The sequence below is a fragment of the Candidatus Nitrosotenuis cloacae genome (assembly GCF_000955905.1).
Taxonomy (GTDB): domain Archaea; phylum Thermoproteota; class Nitrososphaeria; order Nitrososphaerales; family Nitrosopumilaceae; genus Nitrosotenuis; species Nitrosotenuis cloacae.
This window is the reverse complement of sequence record NZ_CP011097.1, coordinates 1,103,789-1,120,241: the sequence shown is the minus strand read 5'-3', so window position 1 is coordinate 1,120,241 and position 16,453 is coordinate 1,103,789. Positions and strand designations below refer to the sequence as shown.

The following is a 16,453-nucleotide window of genomic DNA, read 5'->3' as shown; positions in this document are numbered from 1 at the left end:
TGTTATTTTTGCAAGCTTTGCAGCGATTTAATCTCATCTAAGCTGAACTGGCCTGGAGCAACCGGCTTGCCAAGTGAGACATACGTGTATGGGCTGCCCAGATTCATGCAAAGAATTCTTGATATTCTGCCATAGTCACCCATTGCAAAAGCAATCAGTCCCGAGCTCTGCTTTTTGTACAATAATAGTACGGTTGCGGTATCTTTGGTTGATCTTGCAGTAGTTACTATCTTGATGTGACTAGAGAATTTTTTCATCTGGGTGTATTTTTGGAGCAATGTCTTGATGGATGGTGTTTTTGCAAAGTCATGCCACGATACCAGGACTGGTGTCTTTGTTTTTTTGATGTATGGTGTAAGATCCTTGTTCTTTGATATGGTGGAATATTCCACATCCAAAAGATATGGGTTGTATTCTGCAATTAATTTCAGAATCGATATGCGCTCTTTCTCTGATCCTTGGAATTTTCCACCCTCTGATTTTGGGCGCAGTGTAAAGACGCACCTTTTGTGGTATTTTTTTGTTATTTGCAGGGCCTTTGGGATGTCCTTTGGCGTCAAAAAATCAAACCGTATCTCGGCATAGTCTGATTTTGTGAGTGCCTTTTTGAGCGTGAATAACACACCGGCAGGCGTGGATTCTGCAATGCTAACGCAGGTCTTGTATGCCATTTATTTTTCTAAAATATACTCGTCTGATACTTCCATGCCAAAGTGTCTACCTGTGGCGTCTTTAGCATGAACCAATACAGAATCGCCTTTCTTTAGGTGGGTAACAGAAACTAGGTGTCCACCTGGTCTGACAAATCGAATCGTCTCTGCATCCTGAGCTATTATACCGCCTATTTCATCACCTACTTGGGCCTTTATCATTAGCATCGGCCTTCTCTCTATTTTGGAGCGGCCGACAGTTGCTCGTCTTGCCTTACCATGTGCATTGATTACCAAAACCTCTGCACCTGTTTCCAACTCTGATAGATATTTTGTGGTACCATCTGGGGATATTGTATAACAGTGGACAGCACCTGCATTTACTCGGAATGGTCTTGGGGATGTAAATGAAGATCCGACTGACTCGTTGTGGACCAAAAACATAAAGTTTGATCTAGAGCCAATTAACATTCCCTCACCTTTGTGCAACATTGATGCGGTGTCGACGCAGACCCGCTCTCCATCGCCAACCTCTTTTATGTCGATTATCTTTGCTTCCGTTAGCTCGAATGTACTAGTACCAAGATACACCATTGCTTCTTTTACTTCGGATGTAGTGGCTGCTTCAAATATCACCCCGTCGACTCCTATCTCTAGAATGGAGAACATCTTTCTTACCTCCTCTGGGGTGCGGGCAAGTGCAAATATCTCGGTGTGAATCTTGTGCAGCTTTGCTATGATATTTTCTAGTGGAATTATCTTCCAGTCCATTACCTCAATTATCACAAAGTCGAGGCCTTTTTTTGCCTCGGAAAATATTTTCTCAATATCATTGTTTGATAGGACCTTGAATTTTTTTCCAGCCTTTTTTCCCTTTGGTTTTTGCCCGTCTTTTTCCAATATGACGTATTTTGCCATACTTGATGGGTAAATCGAGGCTAGCTTTGATTTTGGTGGAATTAACTTTGGGTCGACATATGCTGTTCTGATTCCTTCGGACTCCAAGCCTGATAGAAACTTGGCAAGGCCTGATTTGCCCACCTTTGGCAAAATAATTAGTTCTCTAGTTTTTTGCAATTCTCTTCGCTGCTTCTTTTGCAGATTCCTTTCTGAATATTATTCCTGCCAGTGCATCGACTATCTTGTCTGGGTTTTTGTGTGCAAAAATATTGCGGCCATATGTTACGCCTTTGGCTCCTGCCTTCATTGCGTCCTCTGTCATTTGCAGGACGTCCTCGTCTGTTTTTGCCTTTGGACCACCTGCAATCACAACAGGCACCGGTGTGCTCTTTACTATTTTTGCAAACGAATCAATGTCACCTGTGTATAGCGTCTTTACAATGTCTGCGCCAAGCTCGGCGCCAATTCTTGCAACATGGCCTACTATTTCTGGGTCATGGGGATTCTTGACATTCTCGCCCCTTGGGTACATCATTGCCAATAATGGCATGTTCCACTTGTGGCACTCGGAAGCAGTCAGTCCTAACTGCTCTAGCATTTCCGGCTCTTCCTTTCCGCCGACATTGATGTGAAGAGATACTCCGTCTGCTCCCAGTCGCAATGCCTCTTCTACTGTGCCGGAGAGCATCTTTCTGTTTGGCGACATGGATAGTGACGTGCTCGATGAATAATGTACCAGTATGCCGATTCGCGTTGGTTTTGGTAAAGTCTTGAGAATTCCTTTGTTGATTATTACACTTGTTAGGCCCTTGGTCTCACATTGTGAGATGACTCTGGCGGGACTCTCTAGGCCCTCAATTGGTCCACTAGAGATTCCATGGTCCATTGGGATGCAGAGCATCTTTCCTTTGCGTAAAATTCTGTCCATTCTGATTTGAAGACCGCTAACCATGACGAATCTCGCCTGTCTACCCTAAATAAAAATAACGTGATGCCAAATTGTAATCAAGCCTAGTGAGGATTAAATAAGATAGTCAGGCCAAAAAAGGCACTTGAGCCAGATAACAGAGCAGATTCATTCCAGTCAAATCGGTGACATTTTAGAAAATGCGTTGCGGGGAATTAGGCCAACCAAGTCTGATATTTTGCGACTGTTACGATCAGACGACGTGCATTTGATGGGAATGGTTGCGGGCAATCTGACCCAGAAAAGATTTGGCAAAAAGGCCTCATTTGTGAATAATATCATTCTGAATTACACCAATGTCTGCGTTACTGACTGCAAGTTTTGCGCATTTTACCGCTCACCTGGAGATGCGGAATCTTATACATTATCGCTGGACCAGATAGAGACCCGCGTAAAGACTGCATGGGACATGTTTGCAATACGTCAGGTATTGATTCAAGGAGGTCATAATCCAAACCTTGGCATTGAATATTATGAGGATGCATTTAGGATGATTCGCACAAAATTCCCACAGGTAGGAGTGCACGGCTTGTCTGCATCTGAAATCGACATGATATCAAGAATAGAAAAGACCTCGACAAAAGAGGTATTATCTCGACTAAAGGATGCCGGACTGCAATCGGTTCCTGGCGCAGGAGCTGAAATCCTGGTGGACTCTGTCAAGGATGTAATCAGCCCCAAAAAAATCTCCAGTGCAGACTGGATTAGAATAATGGATGAGGCTCATTCTATTGGATTGCCTGCATCGGCTACCATGATGTATGGTCATGTAGAATCGCACGAAGACGTTGCGGAGCATTTTGATAAGATAATAAAACTACAGGAAAAGACTCGCGGCTTTATGGCGTTCATTCCATGGAACTTTGAGCCAAACAACACTCTGATGCAAAAAGAAAATCTGGTCACATATGGCGTTGGCGGCATGCAGTTGCTGAAAATGATTGCAATGTCTAGAATCATTTTTGATGGCCTGATTAATCATGTCCAGTCATCGTGGCTCACAAACGGAGTTGGAATGGCGCAAATTGCCATGCAGTATGGAGCGGATGATTTCGGTGGTACTTTAATTGGAGAAGAAGTAGTATCCTGTACTGGCGCTCGCTCAACTGAGCTTACCGGCCAGAAGATAATTGATGCAATCCACCAAATAGGATATGCTGCAGAAGAGCGCGATAATTTCTATAATCTAGTCAAGATGCATTAGAGCCCATAGCTTGACCACTTGGAATCAACCAAGGATTTTGTGGCATCATCGACTGTTACTTTTTCTTGAATCTCTCTTGTGAATCCTTCTTCCTTTGTCTTTTGTGTGGCATCAATTCCAAGCTTGGAGCCAAAGTTCACCAGTGGCGATGCGGGATCCAGTGTATCTGTTGGCGTGTTGTTTATGATGGTGCAATCTCGAGCGGCATCTGCACGTGTAGTGATTGCCCAGATTACATCATTGATGTCATGGACATTGATATCATCATCTACCACAATGAACATCTTTGTTAGCGCCAGCTGTCCTGTGCCCCACAAACCCATCATGACTTTTTTTGCCTGGCCTGGATAGCGCTTTTTGATGGAAATGATTGCCATTCCTTGGAACCAGCCAGCCGCAGGCATTGCAAAGTCGACTACCTCTGGATGGAACATGCGAATTAGCGGCAGAAACGATCTCTCAATTACCTTTCCAATGTATGCATCTTCTAGGATTGGTTTGCCGACTATGGTGGTAAGATAGATTGGCTTTTGTCGTCGCATCACACCAGTTAATGTGAATGTCGGGTATGGCTCAACTGGAGTATAGTATCCGGTGTGATCACCAAACGGCCCCTCATCTCTGATATCTGATGGGTCGACAAATCCTTCTAGAACAATCTCTGCATTTGCTGGAACCTCCAAGTCTTGTGTCTTGCACTTTACTGTTTTAATTCCGCTTTTTCTGGTGATTCCTGCAAAGAGATACTTGTCCAGTCCTTCTGGCACTGGGGCAATCGCTGAGAACACTGTGGCCGGCTCGCCGCCAATTATTATTGCAGCTGGGATTTTCTCTCCTTTTTCTTTTGATAACTCCCCATGATGTGCACCTCGCTTGTGCTTTTGCCAGTGCATCAAAGCATGAGTATCGTCTATGATCTGTATTCTGTATACTCCGAGATTTCGCACGCCAGTTTCTGGATGCTTTGTTGCAACCAGACCCAGTGTGATGAATTTGCCTGCATCCTTGTGCCAGGTCTTTAGAATTGGAATTTTTCCAAATGATGGGTTATCTTCAATTACTTCGGTGACTGGGCCAGATTTTTCTAATTTGGGGAATATTTCGCCCATCTTTGATAGCTCGGGCAGTTTTTTTATCTTGTTCAAAAATCCAGATGGCACTTCCATCTTTGTCATGTCTACTATTCTTTGGCCAATCTCTGTAAAGTCGTCCATTTCCAATCCTATCTGAAGCCGCTTCATTGAGCCAAACGCATTGCCCAATACTGGCATGGTATGGCCCTTTACATTCTCAAATAGTATGGCAGGACCATTTTCGTACATTGTTCTGCGCAAAATCTCTGCAATCTCCAAGTCGGAATCAACCTGGACCTTGACTCGCTTTAGCTCGCCAGCTGCTTCTAGTTTTTGCACAAACTCTGTTGTGTCCTCAATTGGCAATACTGAGGGACTGGCACAAATCCAGTATAAAGCTTGACTGCATTTTTGTGTGATTCCAACAAAGGCATTTTAATCAGGGGGCGCGACTCTATCCAATTGAGTAGCGAAAAATGTCCAGTCTGCAAGGGCAAGGGAACAATTGAGCTGCTCGGAACCCAATGCCCGTTTTGCAATGGCTCAGGTGAGCACACAAAATCCGCTGAAAGCTACCTGAAGACCCATATCTGTCAGTGCATATTTTTGGATAGAAAGACATGTCCTGTTTGCGGCAAAAGATGCCATCATGATACTCCAAACAAGCCAAAGATTCTAGTCGGACCTGTATAACACTAGGAAAAACTTACTGAATTGGTGGAAGCTCGCTTTTCTTCCCGTGTCCACCGGAGCCAAACTTGCAGTAAAAGCAAAGGTCTGATTGCATGTGGGTCAGCTTTTCTAGCTGTATTGCCCCAAGCTTTAGCGCTATCTTGGTGAGCAGTCTGTACTTTAGTGGCATTGCAGGAATTACCTCTTCCATGTAGACCTTGTAGTGCTCTGGACAAAACTTGAGCGTAACCTTGGTTGGTTCTTTGCTGGTCTGGTTTACTGTTCTGGTATAGTTGATCTGCTCTCTGACATACTCGTGCTTTGGACATGGACAGTCTTTGCCTCCTGGATGCTTGTATGCCGGCGTGTTTTTCCAGTCAAATCCTGGAAACTCTTTCTCAAAATCATCCATTGGGTTGTATAGTTTGTTGGTTCTATTAAATTTGATCCAGTATGGTTTGAAATTTACCCAAATGTAAATAAACCCCGTTCCGGGCAGTTATTGTACATGTCTAGTGCTAAATCCACTAAAAAAGACTTGGAAGCAAAGATTGCAGAATTAGAAGAAAAACTTGCAAAACTAGCTACGCAGATCGAGTCAGCACCGCAAACAACAACACCACCGGCTCCAAAGCCAGCACCACAAGTTCAAACACCACCACCAGCACCAAAACCTGCACCAGCTCCAGCACCAGCTGCAGCCAAAGGTACCTTACCAGCAGGATACAAACCACAAACTCAAACACCTCCACAGACACCGCCGCCAGCTCCAAAGCCAGCACCGCAAACTACAGCTCCACCACCAAAGCCACAGGAACCAGCAGCCGAAATTGTTCCAGTGTATGATCAGTGGAAGAGCGCACCAATGACTGATTTCCACAGCTATCGAGCAAAGGTAACTGGATATTCACCAGCACCAAACCGATACTTTGCAAGCAAGCATGTCAAGCAAGCAAGCGTTCCAACATCAGATTGGAGTCTCCAAAAGGCAAAGGTAACAGGTTACACTCAACCTTCAAACAAGTACTTTGCAACACGAGAAAAGCTTGCATACCATCCTAGAACAAAATACTTCGCAGGATATGGTATTGCATCGACTGCAACTGGTTCTGCACAAACAACAACTGCACCTCCACCACCAGCAAAGAAACTAAATCCGTCACGCGGTTCTCTGCCAAAGGGCTTCTAAAAAATTCCATATTTTCTTACATATTTTTGAATAAATTCTACCGTATGGTGTGATCGATTACTAGATCTGGAATTGCGGGTTTGGCATGGATTAGTTGTAAAAATCTCATCTTTGATAAAAAATTCACCCAAATGTTTTGGAGGTGAGCCGAACAAAATGTAAATAAACTATCGAGGTGTCAGAAAAACCACACATGGCTGGAACAACTAAATCATCAAAGAAGGATTTAGAAGCAAAGATTGCAGCACTCGAAGAAAAGCTCGCAAAATTATCTAGTCAATTTGAATCAAGACCACAAACTACAGCACCTCCACCACCACAAGTTCAGACACCTCCGCCGGCACCAAAACCGGCTCCACAGACACCGCCGCCAGCTCCAAAGCCAGCACCGCAAACTACAGCTCCACCACCAAAGCCACAGGAACCAGCAGCCGAAATTGTTCCAGTGTATGATCAGTGGAAGAGCGCACCAATGACTGATTTCCACAGCTATCGAGCAAAGGTAACTGGATATTCACCAGCACCAAACCGATACTTTGCAAGCAAGCATGTCAAGCAAGCAAGCGTTCCAACATCAGATTGGAGTCTCCAAAAGGCAAAGGTAACAGGTTACACTCAACCTTCAAACAAGTACTTTGCAACACGAGAAAAGCTTGCATACCATCCTAGAACAAAATACTTCGCAGGATATGGTATTGCATCGACTGCAACTGGTTCTGCACAAACAACAACTGCACCTCCACCTCCACCACCGCCACCAAAACCAAAAGGCACCTTGCCAGCTGGCACAAAACCGGCACCACAGGCATCGTCTGGCGATAATGGAAATGCATCACGAAAGGATCAGCTAGAGGCATATGAAAAAGAATATCTTGCTAGAATGAAGCAGCAACAAGAACAAGTAAAGGCTCCACCTCCACCAGCTCCAGCACCAACTGGATCAACTAGGGGTTCACTACCAGCAGGATTCAAACCGACACCACCTCCGGCACCACCAGCACCAGCAAAACCAAAAGGCACGCTGCCAAAGGGCTTCTAAAAATCCAAAATCTCTTTTCTCTTTATTTTAATTTGACAGTATAGTCAGTACTTCTTCTGCATGGCCCTTTGGCTTGACACTTGGGTATGCCTTGAAGACTTTGCCCTTTTCATCTATCAGAAATGTGCTTCTTTGTATTCCCATGTACTCTTTGCCCATGAATTGCTTTTTGCCCCAGACACCAAACTTTTTTGATACCTCGGACTCTGGGTCTGATAGCAAAACATATGGAATCTTCATCTTGTCTACGAATTTTTTGTGCGATTCCACATCATCAGTTGATATGCCAATAATTTGGACGCCAATTTTTTGGAACTTTTTGTATTCCTTTGAGAATTCATCTGCCTCTATGGTGCAGCCTGGCGTGAAATCCCTTGGATAAAAATAGACTACAAACTTTTTGCCCTTGAACTGTGACGATTTGATGGTATCTCCGTTTGCATCTTGAAGCTCAAAACTTGGGACCTTGTCGCCTTCTGCTAGCATTGTATTATTCCTTGGATTGACTCCCTATAATTATTTCAGAGGAATAGATCGGTCGCATATTTTATATTGAAATTGAAAAGGGCATGATTCATGGTCGCAGGGCGAGCTTGGTTTGCAGAAGCACTATGTACATTTGCATTGGTGTTCTTTGGACCACTTTCCATTATAGTATCGTCTACGATGTTTGGCGATACGCTAAACCTTGAAGGCTTGTTGATAATATCACTAGCACACGGCGGCGCAATCGGCTTGATGGTGTATGCATTTGGACATGTTTCTGGCGCTCATATCAATCCGGCAGTTACCATTCCAATGATCATAACAAAAAGAATCGGAATCAAGGATGGCATTGGGTATATAGTATTTCAGATAATTGGCGCAATCATTGCAGCATTTACACTAAAGGCAATATTTCCAGTCCTTGGAGCAAAGGTCAACTTTGGCACACAGGGCGGACCGAGTGCACTGCTTGGCAATTCGGCAATGTCTGGCTTTGCATTGGAGCTAGTCTTTACGTTCTTTTTGGTTACAGTAATTTTCATGACTGCGGTTCACAAAAAGGCGCCAGCCGGAATGTATGGGCTGGTAATTGGTGGCATGATTTTCTTGTTGCACTTGGTTGGAATTCCACTGACTGGCGCATCAATGAATCCAGCAAGAACTTTGGGTCCGGCACTAGCATCTGGCTATTGGGACTTCCACTGGATTTACTGGGCAGGTCCAATCATTGGCGGAATTATCGCAGGTTTGATAATGCATTACGTCTTTGTCAAAAAGGCAGAGACTAGTTCTGCATAATTATATCATTTACGAACATTTTTTACAGATTTAATTTTGGTTTATTTTAGTGGGTCCGTTGCACAGCTTGGATAGTGCGGACGCTTGCGGAGCGTCAGGTCGTGGGTTCGAGTCCCCCCGGATCCGCTTCACTATTGTACTTTATTTGGATCCTCCACGCACGAAATGACACTTGAAACTCACTAACTAAGGAGGAAATTCAGACCTTTTCAGACTGCCAAAAGAACTGTTCTTTCATCGATTCGTTCTTGAGCAAACGCAAAATCTGTTCAATTCAAATAGTAAGATCGCACTTTATCAATATGTGTTAGATCCAACTTAATAAAATAGCATCCAGTAAATTTTCTATGAAAGGAATAAAAGTTCTAATTGATCTACCTGAATCCTCACCATCTAAAGACTTTGAATTATTAGCAGAGACTATATCCACATTAATACAGAATTCAGAGCCACATTTTGTAACTGGAATTTATGGTGAGTGGGGAACCGGAAAAACCACTTTAATGAAACAAATTCAGAAAAATATCTCTGATTATGATGATGACCATAATACATTGACTATCTGGTTCAATGCTTGGAAATATGAGCGAGAAGAACAGTTTGCAACAGTTGCTTTATTAAAAAACATTGCTTATGCAATGACTAATAATCTGAAGTTTGAACCTATTCGGGAAACCATTTTTAACGCATTAAAGATTTTTGGTAAAGAATCTGGGAAACAACTCCTACAAGAATTCCTCTCACAAGAAGTTATAAAAGAAATCAAAGAAAATATCTCAAAAAAATTCGATCTTTTGATGAGCATTGAAAAAGAAACTATCTATTATGATGGGTTATCTATTATTGAAACTCAGATGAGGAAAATCAGAAAAAACAACAAAAACTGTAAAATTATTGTCTTCATTGATGATTTAGATAGATGCTCACCAAAGAAAGCTCTTGAAGTTTTAGAATCTATTAAAGTATTTTTAGATATGGAGGGATTTGTCTATGTAATCGGTTTAAGCCATACAACACTTGCAAAATTAATCTCCTATTCGTATAATGATGTTGGAGTAGATGGTAGTGACTATTTACAAAAGATTATTCAAATCCCGTTAAATCTTCCCAAATGGGATGATACAAAATTAATTGACTTGATTGAAAACAACATTGCAAAAAGCATCGATAGAAAATATTACAAATTAATATCTGATAATTCGAATATTCTAATAAAAACCGTCCAAAACAACCCTCGTCAACTAAAACGTTTTATTAATAATTTAATTATTGCATTTGAATCATTTTCTGATACAAATAACAAAAAGCTCAGTCTTGTTAATTTGTTCGTAGTGCAAGTTTTACACAAACGATATCCAAAACTGGTTAAAATAATTGAAATTAATAATGATTGTAGAGATTTTTTCAAAAAAATACTAAAGGGTTATTCTAGACTCATGATTTTGCGAAATACTGACAAATCTTGGCGAATACGTGAACGTTATAAATCTGATAATGAACTTGTACCACTGTTTAATGAGTTATACAATAATCCTCAACCCAAACTGTCTCACATTCGTATGTTATTAAGAAAATTAATACCCAATGAATTAAAGAAGAAGGAATTATCTTTTGATTTAATTTCATCAATGTCTGAAATATCTCTAGATGATTGGAGACTGTTAAGACGTTATATTCCTGATCTGATGGAAATCACTGATTGGTCAATCTACCGGAAAGCAAACGAAATTGTAGAAGATAAGATATTTGAGAATTTTCCAAAATAGTTTTACCAAGTATTGTTTTTTCAGGAATAACTATAATTCTAAAATTACTATTAATTTCTGACAATGCCAATCCAATATGACATAGATAGAACAAATTTGATATTGTTGACTCTCCATTCGGATCCACTTCTAACTTTACAATTATAGCATCCACAAACACAAAATCCTTATGGGTGATGGAATAGGTGGCCCTGTAATGGAATGCCTCTCAGGAAATATGTTTCGAATGTACGTGACTCATTTTAGAAAGGACAACTCTGATGAATACAGCAAGACTGAAAAAATAATGATTGCGAAGATAGAAAACTCGGAAAACTCTGGCCAAGACCGAACCGTAATGGATCTAGAACGGGCACTAAAGGGAAAGTTTGTCACATGCAATGTGCAATCCAGAGACAAAAAAACTGACGTTCTCATATGCAACGTGTTCGTTCAAAATCCACCAGAAGGCTTCTAGGCATAGTCTATTTTCTTGATTCGAACCTGACTTCCAAATGACTCCAAATGGTGTCCAACAAAGTTTTTGATCTGCTCGCTGATTGTAAATCCCAAGGCGCCTTCCATCATGCCGGATTTTTCTATTACTGCAGTCATCTCTACACTAATCTCCAAATCAAAAAAAGTCCAGCCAGCTCGATTAAATGGTTTTCCGATTTTATATCCATTGGAAAGATTACATTTACTCTCTAAATCCACCATTGCCTTTTGCACCAGAATGATCTCATCCTCATATTTTCTGGTGCTAAGCTGGAACAAAGACAGCATTACCAAACCAACATCATCCACAGTATAAACTGGTTATGATCACATCCAAGAATTAGAAAAATAATTAAAAAATTTAGAAAACTTCTCTACAGATTTTATTCCGTAAATTATTCTATTGTGCTAGTTCAGCAGTTGCGAATCTTCTGCCAACTTGTGTGATTTTGACCTTGGTCTCTTGACCTGGTTGTCCGCCTTTCACAAATATGACAAATCCGTCTACTCTAGCTATTCCGTCGCCTTGTCTGGATGTTTCAGTAATTGATACATCGTATTCCTTGCCAGTTTCTACTGGTTTTGGTCGGTCGTCAAATTCTCTATCGTTGTTGTATCGTCTTCCTCCGCCGCCTCTGTATCCTCCACCGAAACGTCGATTATCTCGTCGCTCGGAATTATCGTTAAAACTCATCTTTACACCTCCACTCTCTTCGTTGACTGTCTAGTCATTGGATGTGATAACTAGGATGCATATGAATGGATGGCTTGATTCTCTGTGTATGGCGTAATTTTCGTGCCTGGCCAAGTCCTGCCTATTCTTTATTATGTTTGCACGCCAATATCATCTGGTTTGAGCCGGGCTGATCACGCATGGAGATAATGGGAAGGGGAGTCAGACAAATTCTGGCAGAATCACCATGCTATTTTCATATTCTGACCAAATTTGCCGGATATAGGCTGTTTGGCAAAAAAAGTCCACTGTATGGTTCTGCGGATATAATCAATGTGTGTAATTTGCATTGTACCCATTGTTACTGGTGGCTAAATCGAAAGGAAAACGAGGAGTTGTCAGTATCTGACTGGAAAAAGATCATAGATGAAAAATTCAAGAAAAACCACGTATTCATCATAACTTTGGTTGGTGGTGAACCAACTCTTCGACCAGATGTCGTGGAATTATTTATCAAGGAATTCCCAAAACGGGTCTGCCTTGTAACAAATGGCACCTTACCATTAAAAAAATACAAGGACATTTACTTTTACTGGATATCAATTGATGGCAACCAGGAAATCCACAACCAGATCCGAGGCCATAACGCACATCAGACCACAAAAAAGAACATTCTAGACTACATCCAAGCCAATGGACCAAAAGCATACAAGGATATTTGGATTACAATGACAATAAACTCGCTAAACTATACTACAATCAAAGATGTCATGGATGGGTGGCGCCCATACTCCAACAAGATTGGATTCCAGTTCCACACGCCGTTTGCAAAAGGTGATCCATTGTGGATGCCGTTTGGCCCAGAGCGAACCAAAATAATTGATGAAATTATTTCACTGCGAGAAAAATATCCGGATTATATCATCAACCCTCCAAGCCAGCTAGAACTAATGAAAAAGAGCTGGGGCGGACAGGGCACCACCCCAATTGACTGCCCGACTTGGGCCATCCTATCAGTGGATCATATGGGTAGAGAAAAACGACCATGCTGCATTGGAAGCGCGGAAAATGATTCCATGAAGCCAATCTGCGAGGAATGTGGCCTTGGCTGTTATTCGGTTTTGGTCGGATTTGGCATGAAGGGCTAAAAAATACATACTGCAGGTTGTGAATCAAGTCATCTTGGTCGAGAGCAATTATGATATTTTAGGCGTAAAGCAGGGCTCTACACAAAGAGAAATTCGAGACGCATTTCGTAAATTAATACTGGACCATCACTCTGACAGGGGAGGAGACGAGGAAAAGGTCAAAAAAATCATCCAAGCATACGAGGACCTCAAGCTTGGAAAAGCATATCCTGATTCTGATGATGAAAAGCTAAAAAAATCAAAGGTCTACACGGGCGATTCCGAGGAAGAGCGAAGGCGCAGAAATCTGATTTTATCTGGAGATGTCGCAAGAGAGATGAAGGTGGCCCAGGATTGGGCCTCATTACTCCAGCGCGATGATGCAACAGGCTCTAAACTATTTGGCTCAAAGGAATTAGGCGAAATAGAGTTTGAGCGAAAAAAGACTGGGGAATTATCCATCAAAGGAAAGTTCTGGGCAGGGCAGCTCACTTATGATGGTACAATATACCTGTCTGGAAGCATCACCAGCCCATACTTTGCATATGCAGATGAGAACAAGACCCAGATTATGGTGACCAAAGGCAATTTCATACTTGTTGATCCACTGCAGAACAATTTTACAATAGAGCACGGAGCAAAAATACTCTCAGAAAACGGCGATATAATTGCAGGAAATGTAATTGGAATAAAAGAAACACTACAAGACCCGCACGGTCGAGTCGGAATCTTTCTCACAAAGGAGCACTTTACCGAACTACGTGCACCAAAGGGCAAGGTAATTGTTGGCACAGCTCGAGAGACCGTATTGTTAGATGGTGAAATCGTAGCTGCAAACAATCTTGTAAACAATATCAAGGTGCGGGCAAAGCATCTGAGCATATTTGGCACTACAATAAATTATAATTGCGAAATCGAGTTACTCACAGGCGGCACCATAACATTTCATGATGAGGGCTCGGGGTTTGCACTATCTGATGATGCAATAATCAAGCTGGAAAACGGCAAGCGACTTCGGCTGCATGATCTGAAAACATCCAACATGGTGGGACACGGCAGGCAAATTACATACGAGCAGCTGGATAGAATGGGCAAGGACAAAGAATCCGGATTCAAGCTTGGATTCAAGTGGTTCAAGAAAAAATAATGCAAACTGTCATCGGCTGTACTGGATGGGGCTATGATGGATGGCTAGGCTCGTTTTATCCAAAAAACATGCCAAAATCAGACTTTTTGCGGCATTATTCGTCCATCTTTGATGTCACCGAGATAAACTCGACATTTTACGCCATACCTAGCCAAACCATGACCAAAAAATGGCATTCCGAGACTCCAAACCATTTCAAGTTTATGGCCAAGCTACCAAGAATCATGACACATGAGAACAGATTGGGAAATCTATCACTACACCTGGAGCAATTCATACAATCGCTAAAGCCACTTGGAACAAAATATCTGCAAACTGTGGTCCAACTACCACATCGTTATCATTTGAGGAGGCGAAGCCAAAACTGGAGTCATTATTCTCGTACTTCCCAAACCATAACGTTGTGATAGAAGGGCGTCACACCAGCTGGTTTTCAGACTCTGCCATATCATATTTGTCTGATAGGAAGGTCTGTCTTGTGTGGAGCGATGTTGCTGGTGTAAATAATACCGCGCCGTTAACATCGGATTTTGTCTATGTGATATTAATCGGCGATAGAAGCATTCCAGAATCACAGTTTGGCAAGCTGCAAAAAGACCAAACACCATCCATGAAATCATGGATTGCAAAGTTGCAAAAAATCCAAGACCGCATCTCGTATGCGACGATCCTAGTAAACAACCGATACGAAGGATTTGGCCCAGCAACTGCAAACCGCCTGAGATTATTGCTTGGATTGGAATCACTTCAATTCACAGATAGGCACCAAAAAACTCTATTCTGATGGTTTAACGTTTGTTTGCTTTGGTGTGGTATGATTCTGACAAACGTTCAGATCACACCTGATCATCTTTATTGATTATGATATCGCAGAGCAGTTTGGGATAGCAACAAGCAAAGAAAACATTGATGCGCTCGTACCGGGTCCGTGGCTTGAAACTCAAGTTTCATAGCACAGCTTGCAATACTATCCTGAATTTTATGATTTTACACCTAAACATATTTCATCTATTTCACGGTATAATCAAACAAATTTTCATTATTTTTATGATGATGATTATATTTGTTTGAGGTGTATCTGAATAGTTGAAAAGCGCATGCAAATTGATGCTCCTTTCGGTGATGTATGACTAGCGGTGCAGAAATCTACCGTATGGCCAAAACCGGTTGTATTGCTGGACTGGTGGGTGGATTTGCACTTTTCAGCTCGTTTTTCTGGATTGACAATGATATTGGAGTTCCATTTGGGACATTTTACAAAATTGTAGGAATGCTGGTTGGCCTTGACGGACTGCCTGCTATAATGTTTGGATTCTTTGCACATATGCTGACTGCTGCATTGATTGGTGCAATTTTTTGCATTTGCTCCACTTTACACCGGCTACTTCAGATCTCTGGCGTTCCAAAGGGAATCATCGGAGGTGCGGTAACTGGAATCCAAGTGTATGCGATATTTTTCATGCCAATCACACTATATCTGATGATGCCAATGATCTCAGATCAGGCATCTGGCTTGTCACTGGTATCATCCGAGCAGATGGAAATAGCAAAAACATTGCTGGCAACCTCAAATGACATTTTGTGGGGCTCATTAATTTTGCATGTCTTGTATGGAAGTGTGATGGGCCTGTTTTGCTCATTCATGCTGTATGAGGATTATTCTATGAAAGACAAAATCAAAAAGGAAAAAAAGGAAAAGTGGGAAAAATCCGAGAGTGAGCACTGGCCATCCACATGATCAGTTTTGATCCCAACCTCTCTGTAATACAGAGGGCAAAGATTGGATGCATAGCCGGGCTAGTCGGCGGATTTGCAATTTTTGTGAGCATTTTTGCAATTGATTTGTCCATGGGTTCAGGCCAAGGCTCTTTTTACAAAATAGTTGGATTAGCAATTGGCTCATCTGGAGTAGAGGCCACACTCCTTGGAATGGTATCCCACATGCTAACAGCTGCACTAATAGGCACGGTTTTTGGGCTTGGCTCTGCCATGCACAAAAGACTAGACATTACGTCCATCAAAAAGGGAGCACTGGCTGGGGCCACAACCGGAATTGTAGTGTTTTTTGCCTTTTTCATTCCGATTAGCGTTTTTGTGATAATGCCAATAATCCAGTCTGGTGCAATAACGGGAGAATCACAGATTCTTTTGGCAAACTCTGATCTGATTATGATCAGCTCCCTAGAATTGCATGTCGTATATGGAATAGTGATGGGTGTATTCTTTGGAATTGCAATGCAGGTGAACGCAAAAACCAAGTTCACAGTATCTGCGGAGGCCTAAGT

General features: G+C 42.0%; 21 protein-coding genes and 1 tRNA gene. 14 read left to right on the top strand and 8 right to left on the bottom strand.

Annotated elements, in window-relative coordinates:
• Positions 1–2: 2 nt before the first annotated feature.
• From aroD to SU86_RS06365, 3 genes are read right to left on the bottom strand one after another with little or no spacing between them, the layout of a single operon-like run.
• Positions 3–671, bottom strand: a complete 669-nt coding sequence (gene aroD / locus SU86_RS06375) for a type I 3-dehydroquinate dehydratase (RefSeq protein WP_048188326.1) — start codon at positions 669–671, stop codon at positions 3–5.
• On the bottom strand, positions 672–1,727 hold the full coding sequence (locus SU86_RS06370; protein ID WP_048188323.1) for a 3-dehydroquinate synthase II domain-containing protein: 1,056 nt from the start codon (positions 1,725–1,727) through the stop codon (positions 672–674). It abuts the gene before it with no gap.
• Positions 1,714–2,502, bottom strand: a complete 789-nt coding sequence (locus SU86_RS06365) for a 2-amino-3,7-dideoxy-D-threo-hept-6-ulosonate synthase (protein WP_048188321.1) — start codon at positions 2,500–2,502, stop codon at positions 1,714–1,716. Before SU86_RS06365 ends, SU86_RS06370 begins: the two co-directional genes overlap by 14 nt.
• Before the next feature lie 100 nt (positions 2,503–2,602).
• On the opposite strand from SU86_RS06365, the gene mqnC reads away from it, so the two are divergent.
• Complete coding sequence (gene mqnC, locus SU86_RS06360) at positions 2,603–3,721, top strand: cyclic dehypoxanthinyl futalosine synthase (protein ID WP_048188318.1); 1,119 nt, start codon at positions 2,603–2,605, stop codon at positions 3,719–3,721.
• Here the strand turns inward: mqnC and SU86_RS06355 are convergent.
• Positions 3,718–5,160, bottom strand: coding sequence for a menaquinone biosynthesis decarboxylase (locus SU86_RS06355; RefSeq protein ID WP_048188315.1), 1,443 nt, complete (start codon positions 5,158–5,160; stop codon positions 3,718–3,720). The genes mqnC and SU86_RS06355 overlap by 4 nt on opposite strands.
• A 96-nt stretch (positions 5,161–5,256) precedes the next feature.
• Here SU86_RS06355 and SU86_RS06350 point away from each other — a divergent pair, with 96 nt between their 5' ends.
• Positions 5,257–5,487 carry a hypothetical protein gene (locus SU86_RS06350; protein WP_048188313.1) on the top strand — a complete coding sequence of 77 codons (231 nt, stop codon included), beginning with the start codon at positions 5,257–5,259 and terminating at the stop codon, positions 5,485–5,487.
• Positions 5,488–5,500: 13 nt separating this feature from the next.
• Here SU86_RS06350 and SU86_RS06345 read toward each other — a convergent pair whose 3' ends face one another.
• Positions 5,501–5,878: a hypothetical protein gene (locus SU86_RS06345; protein ID WP_048188311.1), complete on the bottom strand. Its 378-nt coding sequence runs from the start codon at positions 5,876–5,878 to the stop codon at positions 5,501–5,503.
• 96 nt (positions 5,879–5,974) lie between these two features.
• Here SU86_RS06345 and SU86_RS06340 point away from each other — a divergent pair, with 96 nt between their 5' ends.
• Both SU86_RS06340 and SU86_RS06335 read left to right on the top strand, forming a co-directional pair.
• Positions 5,975–6,655 (top strand): hypothetical protein, encoded by a 681-nt coding sequence (locus SU86_RS06340; protein ID WP_048188309.1) that lies wholly within the window; start codon positions 5,975–5,977, stop codon positions 6,653–6,655.
• 193 nt (positions 6,656–6,848) lie between these two features.
• The gene (locus SU86_RS06335; protein WP_048189314.1) at positions 6,849–7,694 is read left to right on the top strand and encodes a hypothetical protein; all 846 of its coding nucleotides are present in this window, start codon (positions 6,849–6,851) and stop codon (positions 7,692–7,694) included.
• Positions 7,695–7,721: 27 nt separating this feature from the next.
• Here SU86_RS06335 and bcp read toward each other — a convergent pair whose 3' ends face one another.
• Complete coding sequence (bcp, locus tag SU86_RS06330) at positions 7,722–8,180, bottom strand: thioredoxin-dependent thiol peroxidase (RefSeq protein WP_048188307.1); 459 nt, start codon at positions 8,178–8,180, stop codon at positions 7,722–7,724.
• 90 nt (positions 8,181–8,270) lie between these two features.
• On the opposite strand from bcp, the gene SU86_RS06325 reads away from it, so the two are divergent.
• The 4 genes from SU86_RS06325 (at position 8,271) to SU86_RS06310 (ending at position 11,201) form a co-directional block, all read left to right on the top strand.
• Positions 8,271–8,978, top strand: coding sequence for an MIP/aquaporin family protein (locus tag SU86_RS06325; RefSeq protein WP_048188305.1), 708 nt, complete (start codon positions 8,271–8,273; stop codon positions 8,976–8,978).
• Between the two features lie 51 nt (positions 8,979–9,029).
• Positions 9,030–9,104: transfer RNA gene (locus SU86_RS06320), tRNA-Arg, on the top strand.
• 221 nt (positions 9,105–9,325) lie between these two features.
• Complete coding sequence (locus tag SU86_RS06315; protein WP_048188303.1) at positions 9,326–10,744, top strand: KAP family P-loop NTPase fold protein; 1,419 nt, start codon at positions 9,326–9,328, stop codon at positions 10,742–10,744.
• A gap of 169 nt (positions 10,745–10,913) precedes the next feature.
• Entirely contained in the window at positions 10,914–11,201 is a 288-nt protein-coding gene (locus SU86_RS06310; RefSeq protein ID WP_048188299.1) for a hypothetical protein, read from the top strand.
• Here SU86_RS06310 and SU86_RS06305 read toward each other — a convergent pair.
• Positions 11,198–11,509 carry a hypothetical protein gene (locus tag SU86_RS06305; protein WP_048189313.1) on the bottom strand — a complete coding sequence of 104 codons (312 nt, stop codon included), beginning with the start codon at positions 11,507–11,509 and terminating at the stop codon, positions 11,198–11,200. The two genes, SU86_RS06310 and SU86_RS06305, sit on opposite strands and share 4 nt — an antisense overlap.
• A 112-nt stretch (positions 11,510–11,621) precedes the next feature.
• Entirely contained in the window at positions 11,622–11,915 is a 294-nt protein-coding gene (locus tag SU86_RS06300) for a TRAM domain-containing RNA chaperone (RefSeq protein ID WP_048188296.1), read from the bottom strand.
• A gap of 179 nt (positions 11,916–12,094) precedes the next feature.
• On the opposite strand from SU86_RS06300, the gene SU86_RS06295 reads away from it, so the two are divergent.
• The 6 genes from SU86_RS06295 (at position 12,095) to SU86_RS06275 (ending at position 16,451) form a co-directional block, all read left to right on the top strand.
• On the top strand, positions 12,095–13,042 hold the full coding sequence (locus SU86_RS06295; RefSeq protein ID WP_048188293.1) for a radical SAM protein: 948 nt from the start codon (positions 12,095–12,097) through the stop codon (positions 13,040–13,042).
• Between the two features lie 34 nt (positions 13,043–13,076).
• Complete coding sequence (locus SU86_RS06290) at positions 13,077–14,168, top strand: J domain-containing protein (RefSeq protein ID WP_048189312.1); 1,092 nt, start codon at positions 13,077–13,079, stop codon at positions 14,166–14,168.
• Entirely contained in the window at positions 14,168–14,575 is a 408-nt protein-coding gene (locus SU86_RS10045; RefSeq protein WP_236687674.1) for a DUF72 domain-containing protein, read from the top strand. Before SU86_RS06290 ends, SU86_RS10045 begins: the two co-directional genes overlap by 1 nt.
• The gene (locus SU86_RS10040) at positions 14,572–14,952 is read left to right on the top strand and encodes a DUF72 domain-containing protein (RefSeq protein ID WP_236687673.1); all 381 of its coding nucleotides are present in this window, start codon (positions 14,572–14,574) and stop codon (positions 14,950–14,952) included. Before SU86_RS10045 ends, SU86_RS10040 begins: the two co-directional genes overlap by 4 nt.
• Before the next feature lie 342 nt (positions 14,953–15,294).
• Positions 15,295–15,906 carry a hypothetical protein gene (locus tag SU86_RS06280; RefSeq protein WP_158507481.1) on the top strand — a complete coding sequence of 204 codons (612 nt, stop codon included), beginning with the start codon at positions 15,295–15,297 and terminating at the stop codon, positions 15,904–15,906.
• Positions 15,903–16,451: a hypothetical protein gene (locus tag SU86_RS06275; protein WP_048188287.1), complete on the top strand. Its 549-nt coding sequence runs from the start codon at positions 15,903–15,905 to the stop codon at positions 16,449–16,451. The genes SU86_RS06280 and SU86_RS06275 overlap by 4 nt, the downstream gene beginning before the upstream one ends.
• Positions 16,452–16,453: the final 2 nt, after the last annotated feature.

Excerpts from the sequence above, each read along its gene's own strand:
- aroD (WP_048188326.1), bottom strand. The coding sequence starts at position 671 with ATGGCATACAAGACCTGCGTTAGCATTGCAGAATCCACGCCTGCCGGT.
- SU86_RS06365 (WP_048188321.1), bottom strand. The coding sequence starts at position 2,502 with ATGGTTAGCGGTCTTCAAATCAGAATGGACAGAATTTTACGCAAAGGA.
- SU86_RS06345 (WP_048188311.1), bottom strand. The coding sequence starts at position 5,878 with ATGGATGATTTTGAGAAAGAGTTTCCAGGATTTGACTGGAAAAACACG.
- SU86_RS06340 (WP_048188309.1), top strand. The coding sequence starts at position 5,975 with ATGTCTAGTGCTAAATCCACTAAAAAAGACTTGGAAGCAAAGATTGCA.
- SU86_RS06335 (WP_048189314.1), top strand. The coding sequence starts at position 6,849 with ATGGCTGGAACAACTAAATCATCAAAGAAGGATTTAGAAGCAAAGATT.
- bcp (WP_048188307.1), bottom strand. The coding sequence starts at position 8,180 with ATGCTAGCAGAAGGCGACAAGGTCCCAAGTTTTGAGCTTCAAGATGCA.
- SU86_RS06325 (WP_048188305.1), top strand. The coding sequence starts at position 8,271 with ATGGTCGCAGGGCGAGCTTGGTTTGCAGAAGCACTATGTACATTTGCA.
- SU86_RS06315 (WP_048188303.1), top strand. The coding sequence starts at position 9,326 with ATGAAAGGAATAAAAGTTCTAATTGATCTACCTGAATCCTCACCATCT.
- SU86_RS06310 (WP_048188299.1), top strand. The coding sequence starts at position 10,914 with ATGGGTGATGGAATAGGTGGCCCTGTAATGGAATGCCTCTCAGGAAAT.
- SU86_RS06305 (WP_048189313.1), bottom strand. The coding sequence starts at position 11,509 with ATGCTGTCTTTGTTCCAGCTTAGCACCAGAAAATATGAGGATGAGATC.
- SU86_RS06300 (WP_048188296.1), bottom strand. The coding sequence starts at position 11,915 with ATGAGTTTTAACGATAATTCCGAGCGACGAGATAATCGACGTTTCGGT.
- SU86_RS06295 (WP_048188293.1), top strand. The coding sequence starts at position 12,095 with ATGGAGATAATGGGAAGGGGAGTCAGACAAATTCTGGCAGAATCACCA.
- SU86_RS10045 (WP_236687674.1), top strand. The coding sequence starts at position 14,168 with ATGCAAACTGTCATCGGCTGTACTGGATGGGGCTATGATGGATGGCTA.
- SU86_RS06280 (WP_158507481.1), top strand. The coding sequence starts at position 15,295 with ATGACTAGCGGTGCAGAAATCTACCGTATGGCCAAAACCGGTTGTATT.
- SU86_RS06275 (WP_048188287.1), top strand. The coding sequence starts at position 15,903 with ATGATCAGTTTTGATCCCAACCTCTCTGTAATACAGAGGGCAAAGATT.